Source organism: Rhodococcus koreensis (assembly GCF_017068375.1).
Taxonomy (GTDB): Bacteria; Actinomycetota; Actinomycetes; order Mycobacteriales; family Mycobacteriaceae; genus Rhodococcus_F; species Rhodococcus_F koreensis.
In genome coordinates, this window is record NZ_CP070609.1 from 8713420 (window position 1) to 8728840 (window position 15421).

The following is a 15421-nucleotide window of genomic DNA, read 5'->3' on the forward strand; positions in this document are numbered from 1 at the left end:
ATCCAATCGAGGAGGCTCCCATGACAACTCAGATCGGACACCGAGCGGTCGTGCTCGGAGCCGGCATGGCCGGCTTGCTTGCGGCCCGCGTACTGTCCGAAGCGTATTCGCAGGTGATTGTGGTCGATCACGACCACCTCCCGGGCGCAGCCGAGCCGCGACGGTGCGTGCCTCAGGGCCGCCACACCCACGTGCTGATCGAACGCGGCCAGCAAATCTTGGAGGAGCTGTTCCCGAGCTTCACCGACGACCTGGTCGGGTTGGGGGTGCCGACCCTGGACAACCTGCGCGACGTGCGGTGGTGCCTGAGTGGGCACCGATTTCCGCAGCCGGAGAGCGGAATGACTGTTGTGAGCGCCAGCCGGCCATTCTTGGAGGGCTATGTGCGTGCCCGGGTGAGCGAACTGGCCGGGGTCACGATCGTGGACCGCTGCGATGCCGCGGGCATCACCACGACGCCCGACCGCCTTCGCGTCACCGGGGTCCGTGTTCTCCGGCGGGCCGACGGCAGTACCGAGGAGATCCTCGATGCCGACCTGGTGGTGGACGCGACCGGACGGGGCTCGCGCGCCCCGATGTGGTTGGCGGATCTCGGCTTCGGACGCCCGGACGAGGAGAAGGTGCACGTCGGCCTCGGCTACGCCACCCGCATCTACCGAGCCCCGGCGCCGGGGTTGGGCGACGACCGAGGGATCGTGATCGGTCCGACACCCGATTCTCCGCGAGGGGGCGCGTTACAGCTGCTCGAGGGACACCGTTTCCTGGTGACGTTGATGGGGATGCTCGGCGACTATCCGCCGACCGATCCGGACGGCTTCCTCGACTTTGCCACGTCCCTGCGGATCCCCGACCTCGCCGAGGTGATCCGGGACGCCGAGCCGCTCGCGCAGGCCCGGAGTTTCCGGTTTCCGGCGAGCGTCCGCAGACGGTATGAACGACTGTCGCGCTTCCCCGCCGGCTTCCTCGTGACGGGGGACGGCCTGTGCAACTTCAACCCGATCTATGCACAGGGGATGACCGTGGCGGCGCTCGAGGCGCGCACGCTGCACCGTCACCTGCAGCGAGGCACCGAGCCACACGCACGCTGCTTCTTCCGCGATGTCGCAAAGGTGATCGACGTTCCATGGGCCATGTCGGTCGGCGGGGACCTGGCGTTCCCGGAAGTGATGGGACACCGCAGTCCGAAGATGCGGATCGGCAACGCCTACATCCGGCGCCTGCACGAAGCCGCCGTGCACGATCCCGTGCTCGCTACTGCCTTCATCCGCGTCGCCGCCCTGGTCGATCGTCCGGAGCGGCTGATGAGCCCCGGGACCCTGCTGCGCGTCTTGCGTCAGAATGTCTGGCACCCCGGCCGAACCGCGCACCCTGACGCCGCTGGAGAGCGGATTCAGGTCACCGATCAGTGTTGACGCCGCCGCGAATCCAGTGCTGGATCCGCCAGATCACGTTGTACAGATTCCACGGTGCGACGTCGTAGGTGTTCCACGCCTGACCGACGTGCGCGGTCCATTCAGGAATCCGGCCACAACAGATCTCACACCAGATGCTCACGAAGCAAAAGGAGGAGATGGTTGGGATGGTTGACGAACATCCCCGCCCGTGTCGGCAGCGGCGGCCGCTGCGGCCGCGTTGCGTGACATCGCGGATGTGATCGGGAAGGAGTCGCAGAGCGCGACGGCGGTGCTGCCGACCGAGGAGGGCTGGACGGTGGAAGTGGAGGTGGTCGACGACCGGCGTATCCCTCCGTCAGCGGACATGTTGGCACTGTACGAGGTGGTGCTGGACCTGGACGGAGAAATTCTGTCGTACCGCAGGACTCGCCGATACCGGCGCGGCTCCGCCATCGGGGTGGCAGACGAGGAGCTGCCATCGACGACGAAGACGAAGACGCCCCACAATGACCAAATCGACGGTGCCCGGTGACCGTTGCCGGTGAAAAGTACGAGTCGATCTGGCATTGGAAATCCGAGCTGCAGCTCGGCACCGAGGGTGCGCCCTTGAGGCGACCGCGGACTGGGTGGTGGCGTCACGGCAGGACACCCCGCCTCACCGTCACGGCCGTCAGTCGACTGCGGGACCTCTTCGTCTCGGCAGCAATGGTGCCTCCGGACGAATGTCTCTGGGAAACACACAATTCCGCCGCCTGATCCCGGACCCGGGAGGCGGCCAGTGGTGCGAAGATGAAGCATGCGCCGCCATCGTTGGCCGGCTATCGCGCCGCCCCCCGACCGAGGTCTTCGCGTGCACGCACCGCTGCCGATCACGGCCGAGAAAGACCTGACCCTCGAACTGTCCGCGGTCACCGCATTCGCGTCCGGGCTGCTGCTGCAACTGGCGATGCGTGTCACCGGGATCCGCGCCGACTTCGCCCGCTACGAAACCCGTCCCCTGACCGACCCCCACGACTGGTCGGCGCGGTGGTCCTACCTGACCGTGCTCGTCCTCGTCGACGACCTCGACGGCCCCGCCGACCCGCTCCACCCCACCGAACCCCCCTCCGACGAATCCGGGCCGTACCGCACGACGCCGTTGTACTGGATCGGCACCTACCCGCGCACCGGGTCGCTGATCCTCACCACCAGCTGGACCGAGATCGGACTCCACCCCACCTCCCTCACCCTCGCACTCGGTCCCAGCCCATTCCCCACCACCTCCGAATCCGACGCGGGAAGGTAACAGCCACAGCGACTCCCGCACACGACGTCAGCATCAACCGAGACAGAACCCGAGGGCGCGCGGCGAGCTCGTCCCGTCAGTCCGCCGGCCGCGGGAGCGCACATTGGAATCGTTCGCCGAAACGTGTTCCTGCCCCGCCCGGCCGGGCGGGACATAGTCGTCATGGGCGACAGCGAAGAACACGCTATCGACGTCGTCCGAACCCGACTGATCCAGCGCTAGCTACCCCGACCTCGACCCCGAGGTGATCGAGGACCTACCTGATCGAGGCATCCCTCCGTCGGTTCGACGGAGGCCGCATCCGAGGCTTCGTCCCCCTGCTGGTCGAACGGGCCGCCACGCGCACCCTCGATGCCACGCACAGTCGTGCACCGGCGCAACCCGAACCGATACCACACCTGAACTTCCCACCACCCTGCACACCGCGCCGGCGGTGCGGGCCGCGATCGGCGGCTGGGGGGTGCGGCGGGTCTTCGTGCGTCACTCACCACGTCTGTCGTGAGCGGTGGCAGGAGATGGCGAGGCCCGGGAGCGGGGCACCGGTGTCGGCGGCCGTCCACCACGCCCGGGCTGGTGTGAGCCTAATCCTTCGACAAGACCGGGGAGGCTGATCATGAATGGGGGCGCAGGCCGTCGCCCCCCGCTGTCCGGGGTCGGCGTCGAGATCGTGTCCGACCCGGCTCGCCGGACCACAAGCATCATGCAGCAGCACAGATTCTGTCCCCCTGATTCCTTGCCCTTGCCCTTGCCCTTGCCCTTGCTCAGGGCCACGATGCGGGGCGACCCGAACGAGAGTGACCCACGCTCGCGAACGAACGGAGGACGACCGGCACCGACCCTGCCGGCCGGACCTCCAGTTCACCACCGAGAAGATCGTCGCCGGGCTCGTTCCAGCCGGAATCCGGGGTTCTCCGGCGAAGGCAGCACGCCGCGGCGGACAATCGTCGTACCGAACGAATTCGTAGCTGTGGGGAAGGGGACGGCCGTGTCCGAGTATCCATCGACCGAACAACGCTTCGCGGGCGGCACCTCGATGGCGGCCGCGATCATCATGGTCACCGTCGGCATCATCCAATTCTTCCAGGGCCTCGCCGCCGTCGCCGAGAACGACGTGTTCGTGGTCGGGGTGGACTACGTCTACAAGTTCGACCTCACCACCTGGGGCTGGATCCACCTCGTCCTCGGCGCCCTCGTCGCGATCGTCGGCCTGGCGCTGTTCACCGGCGCCGGATGGGCCCGGGTGTCGGCGATCATCGTGGCCGCGATCTCGATTCTGGCGAACTTCCTGTGGCTGCCGTACTACCCGGTGTGGTCGCTGGTGATCATCGCACTCGACGTCGTCGTCATCTGGGCGGTCTCGACCTGGAACCCGGAAAAGGTTTAGCACAAGGAATATTCGCAGCAGGGGCACGCCCGGCTCGGCAGCTCACCGGCCGGGATCGTGCCGGATCCGGTGGTCGCGGTGCGATCGCCGGAAGAACGGCAGTGCCGTCAGACCCGAGCTGTCATCGGACCCAGGCAGCTGACGAGCGCACCTGGTGCGCCGGGAGCAGGGCGCACGTCGACCGGTCGCCTCACTGATCGGTTCTGAACCCGGTTGTCGAAAAACGACGAGCCCGGCGCCCTGCGGAGTGCACGATGATGATGCGGATGAAGCGTCACGAGCACCCGGCGCGTTGACCGACTGCCCGTGTGGCATGGTCGAGGACGTCGCCGGCGGCCCGGGCGATCACGGCCATCGCACGCGGTGGCCGGGCGGGGCGTAGATGCTCGAAGAGGTGGTGGGCATACGCCGGCCCCTCACCACCGGAGGTGGGGGCCGGTGCGGCGTGCGGTGGGTGGTTGTCGCTACCGCGACGCGGAGACCAGCATGGGCTCGCGCAGGTCGAAGTAGTCGACCTCGCCCATCAGCCGGCCTTCCTCCTCGAACAGCGAACGCAGATCGTCGGGGACGGTGACCTTCTCGTGTGCGCGGGCCTCGGGCTCGGTGGTGAAGTACACCGCCTCGACGTATCCGCCGTCGCCGGCGGCGGCGAACGTGCCGCCGAGGATTTCCGGCCGCACCCCGGGTAGCTTGTCGCCGGCCTGGGCCATCAGCTCGGACAGCCGGTGCGCGTCGGTGGTGCGGCCCTCCATGATCTGCACGAACCCGGCATCGTCGGAGCCGCCGCCGAGCCACTCCATCGCGTCCGGGCAGTCCATGAAGGTGACCGGGCCGTCGAAGCACCGCTCGGTCTCGGCCCACCAGGTGCCCTGCTCGGGACGTTCGCTGTTGCGGCGGGCCGCCTCCTCGGAGTCGAACCGAACCAGGGCGATGTACGTGCCGTCATCGCGGGTGCCGGAGGTGGAGCCGAGGTAGCCGGTGGCCCCCGGTTGCAGTTCCTCGTTCCACCGATCCATGCATTCGCGCAGCCGCGGCTGATCGGAGACCTTTCCCTGGATGACTTGGATGAACATCAGTAACCTCCTCCCGCGGGGACAATAGGTCCCCTCGGTGAGTGCAACGGTGGCCGACCCGTCGCGGTCCACCGCCGGCGGGCGTCGACGGCCCGCGGCCGCAGCCACTGCGTACCCAATTTTTCTCCGCCGCACCGCGTGGGACAAGGGCGCACACCGGCAGCTCGCCCGGCCCGGGTGGAAGCCGAACGGGCCGTACACCTTCCGCGGCGGGAACGGGCGCATGCGGAGCGAGTGGTGATCGGACGGTGGGTCGTTCGTTCCGCCGTGCGGCCGTCTGATCGACGTCTCCGACGTGGGTTCGGTGTTCAGGTTTCGGGTGATCGCGCACCGGCACCGCCTGGTTACTCGGATGCCTCGATCGGCCCGGGCGCCCACACACAAGATGCGCCCCGTCCCGCGGTCCTCGCGTGCATGTCGGCGCTCCCCGAACTCGCCGAACTCCCCGATGACCTCGTTCGGATGCAGCGTGTACGCCGTGGGCATGACGCTGCGGCGGGCACGGTGTTTTGTCCACCGTCGTCTCCTCGATGTCGACGAAGACGAAGTTGTGCCGCGTTGAGGGTGCGGCTCCCCCGGATGGGCCCAGTGCCGGTGGTCCTACCCGCCGGCGCGTCCGCTCCGAAGGTGAGTCACTCGGTCGTCGCCGACCGTGGGCACAGAGGGCGGGGAGTGGGGGAGTGGGAGCAAAAGAGCTGGTCGGTAGGGGCATTACGTTCCGTCAGGGGTGGGGTGCGGGGGTAAATGGGCGCAAGATCAAGGGTGAAAGACAGTCATCGTTGCGGCGGGTGGCGGATCTGATCAACCCAGCGGGTGGTGTTCGCCCACCTCGACCGAGCCCGGCCCACGTATACCCCGGATCAGCAGGCGGCGCTCGGCGCGAACCGCAACTGCCGCGCCCGTGTGGTGGGGGAGGCCAAACGCACCCATGTCAAGCACACCGCCCGCCGGCTGGGCGCCCAGGGCGCCGCCCGCGATTTGACCGCCCCAGCGGATCGCGGGAGTGGGAGCGAGTGATGGGTGTCACCGTTCGGGATGGGTGCGTGATGACGCGCCGCCGACCTCGCCGCCAGTCACGGTGGGGGGCGGCGGGGGCGCAGGTGTCGGACGTTGCGTGTGCATGCGGTCAGTTCGGCGAGGGCCTCGTGCAGGTGCCCGGTCACGTCCCACACGTCGGGAACCAGTTCGCGGCAGGCGAGGACTCCGACATCGAGGTGCCGGTCGTAGGACATCGCGGCGATGGTGATGCCGGCGTGGTCGGTGACCGCGGAGATGGGAAAGTTCCCGGTCACCTCGGCGCCCGCGGCGTACACCGGCCGCGTGGGGCCGACGGCGTGGGAGATGACCAGGTTGACCGGTGGTGTGGGCGTGGTCAGCGCCCGCAGCGGTGTGCGCGAGATCAGACCGCGCACCGCCTGCGGCAGCCGGGCGCCGAAGTCACGCACGAGCGTGGCGGGTGCCGAGCGGAAACGCCGGGGCGCCGCGGTCAGCGAGGTGTGCACCCTCTGCAGGCGCCGGGCCGGGTCGTCGTCATCGGTGGGCAGCGCGACGGGGACCAGGGAGAGCCGGGTGCGGGCGGTCGCGAACGGTCCGGTCTCGGTGCGCACCGAGACCGGCATGGCCGCGGCCAGCGCTGTGCCGGGCAGGGCGTCGTGGTCGATCAGCCAGCGGCGCAACACGCTGGTGCACAGCGCCGTCACCACGTCGTCGGCGGTGAACCCCAACGCGGCCCCCACCGCCTCGACCTCGCCGAGCGGCAGTGAGGTGAACGCGAAACGCCGGTTGGCCGTGACCGGGCCGTTGAACGGGGTCTCGGGCGGGGTCGGCGACGCGGGCGGTGGCGCCGGGGGCAACCACCGTTGCGCGAACCGGGCCAACCTTCGAGTGAGCATGCCCGCGCCGGGAACGGTGCTGGTGCCGGCGAGTTCGGGCAGGTGCGGGGCCATCTCGAGCGAGGACCACAGCAGCTGGGCGGGCAGGGTTCCCAGGTGCCATACGCTCTTGCCGACCATTCCCAGGACGCCCGCAGCCTGGTACTGCTCGTCGCTGAAGCGGTGCGGCACTACGTGGGGTCGCGGGCTGGTGTCCATCAGCACTGCGAGGGCCTGCGCCGCGGTCAGACCGTCGATCACCGCGGGGTGCACCTTGGTGTAGATCGCCTGCCGGCCGCCGGTGAGACCGTGGACCAGCCAGCACTCCCACAGGGGCTTGTTGCGGTTGAGGGGGCGTGCTGCGAGACGGGCGATCTGATCGGCGAGCTGTTCGTCGGTGCCCGGGCCGGGCAGGGTGGCCTCCCGGACGTGGTAGCCGAGATCGAGGGACTCCGAGTCCACCCAGTAAGGCAGGTCGAGGCCGAGGGGTACTTCCTGCAGCCGCCACCGCAGCGGCCCCACCAGGTGCAATCGGCTACCGACCAGCGCCCGCAGATCCGGGGCCGCGAGCCCGCGGCCCGGCGTCGTGGGGCCGAGGACACTCAGGGCCCCGACATGGGTGAAGGTCGTCGAGGTCTCGGCGTCGAGTAACTGCGCATCGAGGGAACTGAGCTGGTGCATGAGCGGTATCGGGATTGCGTGAGCCACGGCGCCCGCAGCTCACAGGGCGTACAGCTCACGCTACCGCGCGGATCTGACCTCCGGTGCCTCCCAACAACGAGTTAACCCAATCCTCACAATGAGCCGACAGTGGGGGTGAACGGCACGCGATGCGGCGCTTCCCCGCCGTCAGCGACGCGGTGGAGACCTCCCGCGGTCCGCGAAGAGACGGAGGACCCGAGATGCGCGGGCAGAACTACCGGGCAGGACTCCATCGACGTGATCGGGGCGACGTCCGTCACCGCACTCGCCGACGTCATCGCCGCGATACCGGGCGCGCGGACCGAGATGCGCGGCGAACCCGACCGCATCATCGTCACCCCGACGGCCGATCGCGATCGTCACGTCTCCCTCGAGTTCGGGCCGATCGACGACACCGCCCGCAAGGCGCCCGACCTGTGACCGCGACGGATCACGATCACCCATCAGCGCGGCGCCGCAGACCGCCGACGGTGGACACACCACGCCTACAGCGCCCTCGCGGACCGTTGCGGCGGGGAGCTGCCCATTTCGACGTCCTGACTGGTGTCGCACCGAACACAAACCCCGGGGCGCTCTCCGGAGTCGAGGCCCGGAATCGGCGTAGCGTCGTGACCCACAGCGAACGCCGACTCGGGTGGCGTCCGTCCACAGGTGATTGAAGGAGAGTTGGGATGGCTCAACGGACCCTCGTGCGGGCGGCCGCGGTGCTCGGTGCGGCATCACTCGCACTGGCAGGCTGTAGCTCCGGCAGCGGCGACAATTCCGCCAGCGGAAGTGGCGGCTCCGCCTCGGCTACCACGGTGTCCACCGACTGCACGCCCGAAGAAGCGACCGCCGGTGGCACTCCGTCCACCGCACCGCTGAAGATGGGCACCCTGCTCCCCGACACCGGAAGCCTCGCCTTCCTCGGACCGCCGATGGTGGCCGGCACCCAACTCGCCGTCAACGACGTCAACGCCGCCGGTGGGGTCCTCGGCCAGCCGGTCCAGCTGATTCCCGGCGACTCCGGCGACACCACCACCGACACGGCGAACACCACCGTGGACCGGGAACTGGCCGCGGGCACCCAGGTGATCATCGGTGCGGCGTCGTCGTCGGTGTCGCTCAAGGTCATCGACAAGGTGTCCAGCGCCGGCGTCGTGATGTTCTCCCCGGCCAACACCTCCGACCAGTTCGTCTGCTACCCGGACAAGGGCCAGTACTTCCGCACCGCCCCCACCGACGTGTTGCAGGCTCAGGCTGTGTCGCAACTCATCTCGGACGACGGCGGCCAGCGCGTGTCCATCCTGGCCCTCAACGACCCGTACGGAACCGGGCTCGCCGACAACATCGTCAAGAACCTCGTCGACGCGGGCATCCCCGAGGACCAGATCCAGAAGATCATCTACGACCCCAACGCGCAGTCGTTCAACTCGGAGATCGATCAGGTCAAGGACTTTGCCCCGGACGCCATTGCGGTGGTCGGGTTCGAGGAGTCGGCGAAGATCATCACCCGTATGCACGAGGTCGGCATCGGCCCGTCCGACGGCATGAAGGTCTACGGCGTGGACGGCAACATGGGTAACGCACTCGGCGAGTCGGTCGCCGTGCCGTTGCTCGACGGGATGCAGGGCACCACGCCCCTCACCGACGTCGGCCCGGCCTTCCAGGATCGCCTCAAGGCCATCAACCCGGGGTTGATCGACTTCAACTACGCCGGCGAGGCGTACGACGCCGTCGTCATTTCCGCGCTCGCCGCCGAGCAGGCCAAGTCGACGGCCGGTCGCGACATCGCCGCGAACATCAACGCCGTCACCGAGGGCGGCACCGCGTGCACGTCGTACCAGGAGTGCCTGCCGCTCGCGGCGGCCGGCACGGATATCGACTACAACGGCATCACCGGCAAGCTCGACTTCACCGCCGCGGGTGAGCCGTCCATCGGTTCGTACGGCAAGCTGAAGTTCGGCGCCGACAACAAGCTGACCACCGAGGGATACATCGTCGTCGGCGGGTGATCGCCCATCCCGCACAACGGCTGCGACCGGGTGGTGCTCTCGACGCTCGTTCGCGGCCACGAACAGCACCGGGTCCACCCCGAGGACCGGCCGTCGTGCTCTCACTTTTGTCCACGGTGTAACGCCACGACCACGAGTACACCCTGCATGTGAGGATGGTACGTGCAGTGGAACGGGTAGGCCCCCGACCGTGTGGGGGCCGTGAACACGGCGGTGCCGCCGCCGTCGACGTCCCGACCGAAGGCGTCGCCCCGGTCGGCGGTGACGCTGTGCTCGACGGTGTCCTCGTTCTTGACGGTGACCTGCGCGCCGGGCCCGACCCCTATGGGGGTGGCGAAGCGGTAGCCCTCGATGGTGATCGCCGCCGCCGCGTCGGGGCCCGGTGTGGTGCCGGATTCGGCGGCTGCCGACGGCGTCGAGGAATCGGTGGCCACCGACGTGGCCGGTGTGTGGTTCGCCGATGAGCTGCAGGCCGCGGCCAACCCGACGGCGAGCGCGCAGACCATCATCGCGCCGCATCCGCCCCGACGCTCGTGCGCGCAGGCTATCGGTGCCGCATTGGCATGCAGCGCCCGTCGACCACGCGATCGGTGCGCCGTCACGGTGAGCCGCCCAAGACAATCGAAATGAACCGGACAATGTGAACCCGACAAGGCAGGACAGTCTTGCACCGTTGAGCATAGGACCCGGAGAGCACCGGCACATTCGGTCTCTGCCAACCCGCTGCCGCGGCCACCCCCCGAGCCGACTCCTTGTACCGCTGCGTCGGTGCTGTCGCGGCTCTTCACCACGAACCCGGGACGGGTGACCTGAACCCCTCGTCGCCGCGCCCCACCGACGATCGCTGCAGAACCGCACCAGGGTTCGGTATGAAGCCGTTCCGGCTGAGAGGGTGACCTCCAACCGGATGCTCACCTCGCGGCCGTGCCGCGGTGCGACGATCTGCTCTAGGTTTGGATCGGAAGGCGTTCGTCTCGGCCAAACGGACCATTGACGACCTCGTGCCAGGCCCGTCGCCGATGATTGCCGTGATGCACTCAACGCCGGCGCATGGTCCGACCCGAGGATCCGACAATGTGAACGGCCCTCTGGTCGGAACCGACACGCACGCCCACGCACAGATTCGCTGGCAGCGGCCTTCTGAGCTGCCGAGATCACTCATCAACGGATTCAGGCTCAAATGGGCCGGTAGCCGGCGCCGTACCCGCCCGTGGCGTTCATGTCGGCGACGATTGCACTGATGTTGGTGCCGACCTCCGGGCCCACGCACGACGCGACGAGGTAGGCGTTGACCATCGCCACCAGCGTGGTGCCGACGACCACCGGTGCGCCCGAATCACCTTCGACGACGCACGTCTGCGTCCAGGTCTCCCCGGTACCGAGCAGGTCCCCGTACACGATGCCGCAGGTGTTGCCGGTTGTGCGGCCCTCCTTGCACGCCACCTGCGGGAACCCGGCCGGTGCACCGATCCCCGTGATGGTGACGCTGCCGACCCGGTTCACGGGAGTCACCTTCCCGGGATCGAACTGGATCACCGCGTAGTCGAGAGCCGGATTCGACACCACGAAACGGCCGACCACACCACTGTCCTGCGAGGTCTCCGCCACCACGGACGCACCGACGGCACCGCAGTGCCCCGCCGTCAACCCGACCAGCCGGCCCGAATTGTCGTGACCGATCGTCGTGAGCGAGCAAACCAATTCGTCGTTGACGATAATCCCCGTCCCACCGCCCATCACCACCGGCGGCGCCGCCGTCGCGACACCCACCGCCACGGTCCCCAGAAGGCCGATCGTCGCCGCGACCACCGCCGCGAATCGTGTCAACATTGCTCGAGCCCTCCCGGTACCACTCCGACGGTCGCATCTGCCTCGACCAGGATCGACCCATACACCTGGCCGGTCTCGGAGATCGATTCCCGCGCACCGCGGGTGCTCCACATCCATCACCGACCACCGTTCCCGGGCTGGGCCCGATTCGCATTCGCTTGTGTGGGTGCATGTTCCGGAAGCTCGGGATGGATACCGGATCGACGACCCGCCCGCCACCCACCGAAGCAACCCACGGGCTCGCCGGCACACAGGGGGTCGGGGTCGACCGGAACACACCCTGTAAGTGTCCTCCGATCAGCATCGATCCCACCAGACCGGCGCGGACGGTGACGATGGAACCCGTACGGCACTGGGATATGTAGGAGGGGCCTGGACGAGGTTTTCCTGACGGTCAACGGGGCACGCCGGTACTTGTGGAGGGCCGTCGACCATCATGGGAACGTCCTCGATATCCTGGTGCAGGCTCGCAGGGACGGTAGGCTCGCAGGGACGGTAGGCCGCGACTCGGTTCTTCCGGAAACTGTTGAAGAAACAAGGGTGTCGGCCGCGGCTACCGGTCACCGGTCACCGGTCACCGGTCACCGGTCACCGACAAACTCGGCTCCTACCAGGTCGCGCACCGGAACATGATGTCGTCGGTGGAGCACCGGCAATCGAAATATTTGAACAATCCGGCGGAGAACTCCCACAGTTCGGCTCGCCTGCCCTCGTCGAGCAGGTGCGTCATCCGTGTCCACGTCTCGAGCCGGCGCCCTGGTCCGCGCGGTAGCGACATGCTCGAGCTGTGCCACACCCGGGCGCACCACCCGCGACGAGGATAGGTACTCGCACGCTCGACCGAACAGCAGCTTCGGCGAATCGTGCTCCATCGCCCGGGCGAACGGAAACTCGTCGATAGTTCCTTCCACTCGGCCATATCGGTGGTGCGCCGGCCGCCTGTAATACAGGATCTCCCGAAGGTGATCGGTGAGGGTCTGCTCCCGGACGGCATGGCCGGCCAACTCGTCGACCGGTAACTCCAGTCGGTTGGCCGGCCGCGCCACCGCCACCTCCGGTGCGGCTCGCACCTCGGCGGGCGCGAACCCCAGCCACGGCAGCGCGCACAGCTGCACGGCTGCGCCCAAAACGGTTGCGGCACCAGAAAACTGGCGCTTTACTCTCTCATCCGCCCCGGTCGGTGTGACATGGCGGCTCGACGCCGCACAGGTGATCTCCGGGAATCCCCGAAATTGTGTCAACTCCTCCTCCGGTGAACACATAGCGCGTCGCCACCCCGGCCCCCTCACCGCCCGGCCGTCGAGACGGGCAGAACGAGACCGGGTCGTCAGTGGGGCATCACTCTCACGCAATCGTTGTTTTTTCGCTGGAAACTACGCAGTGCCCTACTTGGCGACTACTCGCCCCACGGATCGCTCTCGTGAGGGCCACTCGCAACGGCTCCGATCACGAACGCCAGGGCGATCCCGCCGCCGACCACTGCCCCGGCCATCGTTCTGATGACGCCGAGGACGGCGCCGAGTACTTCTTGCGACCTATCGCTTCGCTGCTTCACCACGGCTGCCGCCTCGGAACCTTGTCGGCGATGTACTGACGCTCCTGCTCAGTAAGTGTACGGAGTCGTACGCTGCGCATGGGGAGTTGCTCCACAGCTCATCGGCAGTTTCGGGCCGGAGTCGGAGAGGAGCCCTTTGGGCCGCAATCGATCGAATACGGTGGATATCTGGAGTCGGCGGATGAGCATCCACGATGTCCGCGACGATAGGCACCGCGCCCATCGGATGGGTCATGGACGCGGCGGTGCCGGCAAAGGGACTTTTCTGGAGTACGACGGGTGCCGATGGCAGAGTGCTACGGGGTTAGTCGTTGCCGTACTCGGGCTCTAAGTAGTCGGATTCGTCGTCTTCGATCTCGAACTCCAGAGGCATGTTCGCGTGTTCTACCAGAGATTTGTCCGAGAGAACCAAGCCGCAGTCACCGCAGGCGAATCCGTCGGTCGCAACCTCCCGAATGAAGCCAACGTAATCTCCGGACGGGGTTGTCGAACCTATGTAGTCCGAGTCGAGTGTCTGATCCCCGTAGATCCATCCCTGTCCCCCGCATGCGGGACACCGGTGGCTTTCCGCGTAGGAGGCCATCACGCGGGTTCTGGTTCCGATGTCTGCTCGCTCGCGCTCGGTAGCCTCACCTCGTTGCAGTCGCTCGTGACGTTCTTTGGCGACCTTGATGAGGGTCGTCAAGCGTTGTTGGGCGTGTTTGTTCGCTCGTGCGAGCACCGATTCAATTTCCTCGCGGCGATCGACGCCTACGTACTCTTCGAGATGCCGCTCCTGCGACGCCAGCAAGAGACTCACGAGCGGCCAGAACCGATCCCACCACGTGTCGTCTACACGGATCGCCGACGCGGAGTGGACATAGGCGTTGCGATCCCGCGCTACCAGGCCGGCGCGCCCGGCATCGAATCCTTGCACCACTCTGGCGCACCGGGAATACACCGTTGTCGCCGCGATCGATACGAAGTCACCCGACGACCGAATCGCGCCGGCCGCGGCGAGAAGAGAGTCCCCTCCTCGGTCTCGGTCGTTGTTACGGATGTCGGCGATCAACGTGGGGTGGATCTTCGCAAGCGTGGCCTTCCCCAACAGTTCGAGGGCAGAGGAAGCCCAGAATCCTTGCTCATCGGGACCGAGCTCGGGATCCAACGCCTTGTTGATGAAGTTCACCGACTTCACCCAGAGTGCGCGGTACTCAAACGGTGCAATCACCGGGTCTCCTGACTGACGAGGATCCTACGGAGCACTTTGTGCGGCGCATCGGATGCGTCTCGACCATGGAGAACGTGGTGATTGTCGAGGATCAATAGTTTCCCCGGATCACCCCAACGATGGACGTAGTCGGGTTCGGTCCCGCGAACTAACCGACACACCCGGCGTGCACGGGCGTCGGCAGGTGTCATGCATCCTGGGTCGAATCGCACGTAGTGCCCTGAGTAGGCCGACGCGTAAAAGAGGTTTTGGGCGCCACCATCGACCAGGAAGATTCCGTTACTCCAATCTGCACGCTCGGATCGACCGGTGAACAGAGGGTTTGCCCTTGCTACGAACGTTTCCGAGACGTCGTCGGTGACCTCACTCCCTGATTCCAGGACGACGTACTTGGGAGGCTCCGGCAAGTGGGCGCCGTCGGTGTGCAGCGGGAGAGCTTTCGACCCGTGGATCTTGCTCAATGAACGCGGCTCAGCCGATTCGGATCCGGTCGGTCGCAGCTCACTGATTACGTTGTCGGTAGTCCGGGCCTTGGTCGTCGAGTAATGCTCCGACTGGTCGACGAACCCGCACATTCCCTCGATAGTCCCCGCTATAACTGCCCAACCTGCTCTGGCGGCCTCTTCGAGCCCCCGCTCATAAATGCTCTTTGTCGCTGCATCGCGTATCGGTGAGTCGGACAAGCGCGATATCCCCTTCTTCTTCTACGGGCGTTCCGCCCGGGTTCGTTGCCTTAATCACCCGCGGTCGTGATCCGAAGATCGACCATTCCGAGCGGATGCGCCCGGGCGAGGAGTCAGTTTCGCAGGGACAGGGGAGCTGCTCGGCTGCGGCGCCTCCCGCGGGTTACTGGGGGCGTCCAATGCCGCCAGTCGACGTGCGTCATACGCGGCCGCGAGCGCCGGATCAACGCTCCCCGTGGCTTCAGCCGACGCCTCCGGCCGACGCCTCCGGCCGACGCCTCCGGCCGACGCCTCCGGCCGACGCCTCCGGCCGACGCCTCCGGCTGAGTGCGTTCGGCGCGGCAGTTCTTGGTGGAGGGCATGTCGCGGCGGGCGACGTTCCACTCCGCGACCGCCTCGGATGCGGTGGGGGAGCCTTTCCCATTCCTTCCGCAGGCGGG

General features: G+C 67.3%; 16 protein-coding genes and 2 pseudogenes. 9 read left to right on the forward strand and 9 right to left on the reverse strand.

Annotated features, from left to right (window positions below; translation table 11 throughout):
- Nucleotides 1-20: 20 nt before the first annotated feature.
- On the forward strand, nucleotides 21-1412 hold the full coding sequence (locus tag JWS14_RS39665; protein ID WP_206015668.1) for an NAD(P)/FAD-dependent oxidoreductase: 1392 nt from the start codon (nucleotides 21-23) through the stop codon (nucleotides 1410-1412).
- On the opposite strand, the gene JWS14_RS39670 is transcribed toward JWS14_RS39665, so the two are convergent.
- The gene (locus tag JWS14_RS39670; protein ID WP_206015669.1) at nucleotides 1396-1554 is read right to left on the reverse strand and encodes a hypothetical protein; all 159 of its coding nucleotides are present in this window, start codon (nucleotides 1552-1554) and stop codon (nucleotides 1396-1398) included. The genes JWS14_RS39665 and JWS14_RS39670 overlap by 17 nt on opposite strands.
- A gap of 48 nt (nucleotides 1555-1602) precedes the next feature.
- Here JWS14_RS39670 and gvpO point away from each other — a divergent pair, with 48 nt between their 5' ends.
- From gvpO to JWS14_RS39685, 4 genes are all read left to right on the forward strand, one after another.
- Nucleotides 1603-1926 (forward strand): gas vesicle protein GvpO, encoded by a 324-nt coding sequence (gene gvpO, locus JWS14_RS39675; protein WP_206015670.1) that lies wholly within the window; start codon nucleotides 1603-1605, stop codon nucleotides 1924-1926.
- Nucleotides 1927-2190: 264 nt separating this feature from the next.
- Nucleotides 2191-2679 (forward strand): hypothetical protein, encoded by a 489-nt coding sequence (locus tag JWS14_RS39680; protein WP_206015671.1) that lies wholly within the window; start codon nucleotides 2191-2193, stop codon nucleotides 2677-2679.
- Nucleotides 2680-2978: 299 nt separating this feature from the next.
- Nucleotides 2979-3290, forward strand: coding sequence for a hypothetical protein (locus JWS14_RS51890; RefSeq protein WP_420855154.1), 312 nt, complete (start codon nucleotides 2979-2981; stop codon nucleotides 3288-3290).
- A gap of 422 nt (nucleotides 3291-3712) precedes the next feature.
- Nucleotides 3713-4063, forward strand: coding sequence for a DUF7144 family membrane protein (locus JWS14_RS39685; protein WP_206016293.1), 351 nt, complete (start codon nucleotides 3713-3715; stop codon nucleotides 4061-4063).
- 464 nt (nucleotides 4064-4527) lie between these two features.
- Here the strand turns inward: JWS14_RS39685 and JWS14_RS39690 are convergent, their stop codons facing one another.
- A complete protein-coding gene (locus JWS14_RS39690; protein WP_206015672.1) occupies nucleotides 4528-5136 on the reverse strand; it encodes a hypothetical protein in 609 nt (202 codons plus the stop codon).
- A gap of 37 nt (nucleotides 5137-5173) precedes the next feature.
- Between JWS14_RS39690 and JWS14_RS39695 the strand changes: the two genes are divergently transcribed.
- Nucleotides 5174-5377, forward strand: a complete 204-nt coding sequence (locus JWS14_RS39695) for a hypothetical protein (RefSeq protein WP_206015673.1) — start codon at nucleotides 5174-5176, stop codon at nucleotides 5375-5377.
- Nucleotides 5378-6209: 832 nt separating this feature from the next.
- Here JWS14_RS39695 and JWS14_RS39700 read toward each other — a convergent pair.
- Nucleotides 6210-7688, reverse strand: a complete 1479-nt coding sequence (locus JWS14_RS39700) for a wax ester/triacylglycerol synthase family O-acyltransferase (protein WP_206015674.1) — start codon at nucleotides 7686-7688, stop codon at nucleotides 6210-6212.
- A 258-nt stretch (nucleotides 7689-7946) separates the two neighbouring features.
- On the opposite strand from JWS14_RS39700, the gene JWS14_RS50465 reads away from it, so the two are divergent.
- Together JWS14_RS50465 and JWS14_RS39710 are read left to right on the forward strand one after the other, a co-directional pair.
- Nucleotides 7947-8129 carry a hypothetical protein gene (locus JWS14_RS50465; protein WP_241031608.1) on the forward strand — a complete coding sequence of 61 codons (183 nt, stop codon included), beginning with the start codon at nucleotides 7947-7949 and terminating at the stop codon, nucleotides 8127-8129.
- Between the two features lie 251 nt (nucleotides 8130-8380).
- Complete coding sequence (locus tag JWS14_RS39710) at nucleotides 8381-9703, forward strand: ABC transporter substrate-binding protein (protein ID WP_206015675.1); 1323 nt, start codon at nucleotides 8381-8383, stop codon at nucleotides 9701-9703.
- Nucleotides 9704-9804: 101 nt separating this feature from the next.
- Here JWS14_RS39710 and JWS14_RS39715 read toward each other — a convergent pair whose 3' ends face one another.
- Nucleotides 9805-10212, reverse strand: a complete 408-nt coding sequence (locus JWS14_RS39715; protein ID WP_206015582.1) for a cupredoxin domain-containing protein — start codon at nucleotides 10210-10212, stop codon at nucleotides 9805-9807.
- Between the two features lie 667 nt (nucleotides 10213-10879).
- Complete coding sequence (locus tag JWS14_RS39720; protein ID WP_206015676.1) at nucleotides 10880-11533, reverse strand: chymotrypsin family serine protease; 654 nt, start codon at nucleotides 11531-11533, stop codon at nucleotides 10880-10882.
- Between the two features lie 372 nt (nucleotides 11534-11905).
- On the opposite strand from JWS14_RS39720, the pseudogene JWS14_RS51895 reads away from it, so the two are divergent.
- Nucleotides 11906-12237 (forward strand): annotated as a pseudogene (locus JWS14_RS51895) (DDE-type integrase/transposase/recombinase); the annotation flags it as partial.
- 126 nt (nucleotides 12238-12363) lie between these two features.
- Here JWS14_RS51895 and JWS14_RS51900 read toward each other — a convergent pair.
- The 4 genes and pseudogenes from JWS14_RS51900 to JWS14_RS39750 form a co-directional block, all read right to left on the reverse strand.
- Nucleotides 12364-12795: pseudogene (locus JWS14_RS51900) on the reverse strand (DUF4158 domain-containing protein); the annotation flags it as partial.
- A gap of 134 nt (nucleotides 12796-12929) precedes the next feature.
- Nucleotides 12930-13091 (reverse strand): hypothetical protein, encoded by a 162-nt coding sequence (locus JWS14_RS39740; RefSeq protein WP_206015677.1) that lies wholly within the window; start codon nucleotides 13089-13091, stop codon nucleotides 12930-12932.
- Between the two features lie 301 nt (nucleotides 13092-13392).
- Nucleotides 13393-14298: a hypothetical protein gene (locus JWS14_RS39745; protein WP_206015678.1), complete on the reverse strand. Its 906-nt coding sequence runs from the start codon at nucleotides 14296-14298 to the stop codon at nucleotides 13393-13395.
- Nucleotides 14295-14981, reverse strand: a complete 687-nt coding sequence (locus tag JWS14_RS39750) for a TauD/TfdA dioxygenase family protein (protein WP_206015679.1) — start codon at nucleotides 14979-14981, stop codon at nucleotides 14295-14297. Before JWS14_RS39750 ends, JWS14_RS39745 begins: the two co-directional genes overlap by 4 nt.
- Nucleotides 14982-15421: the final 440 nt, after the last annotated feature.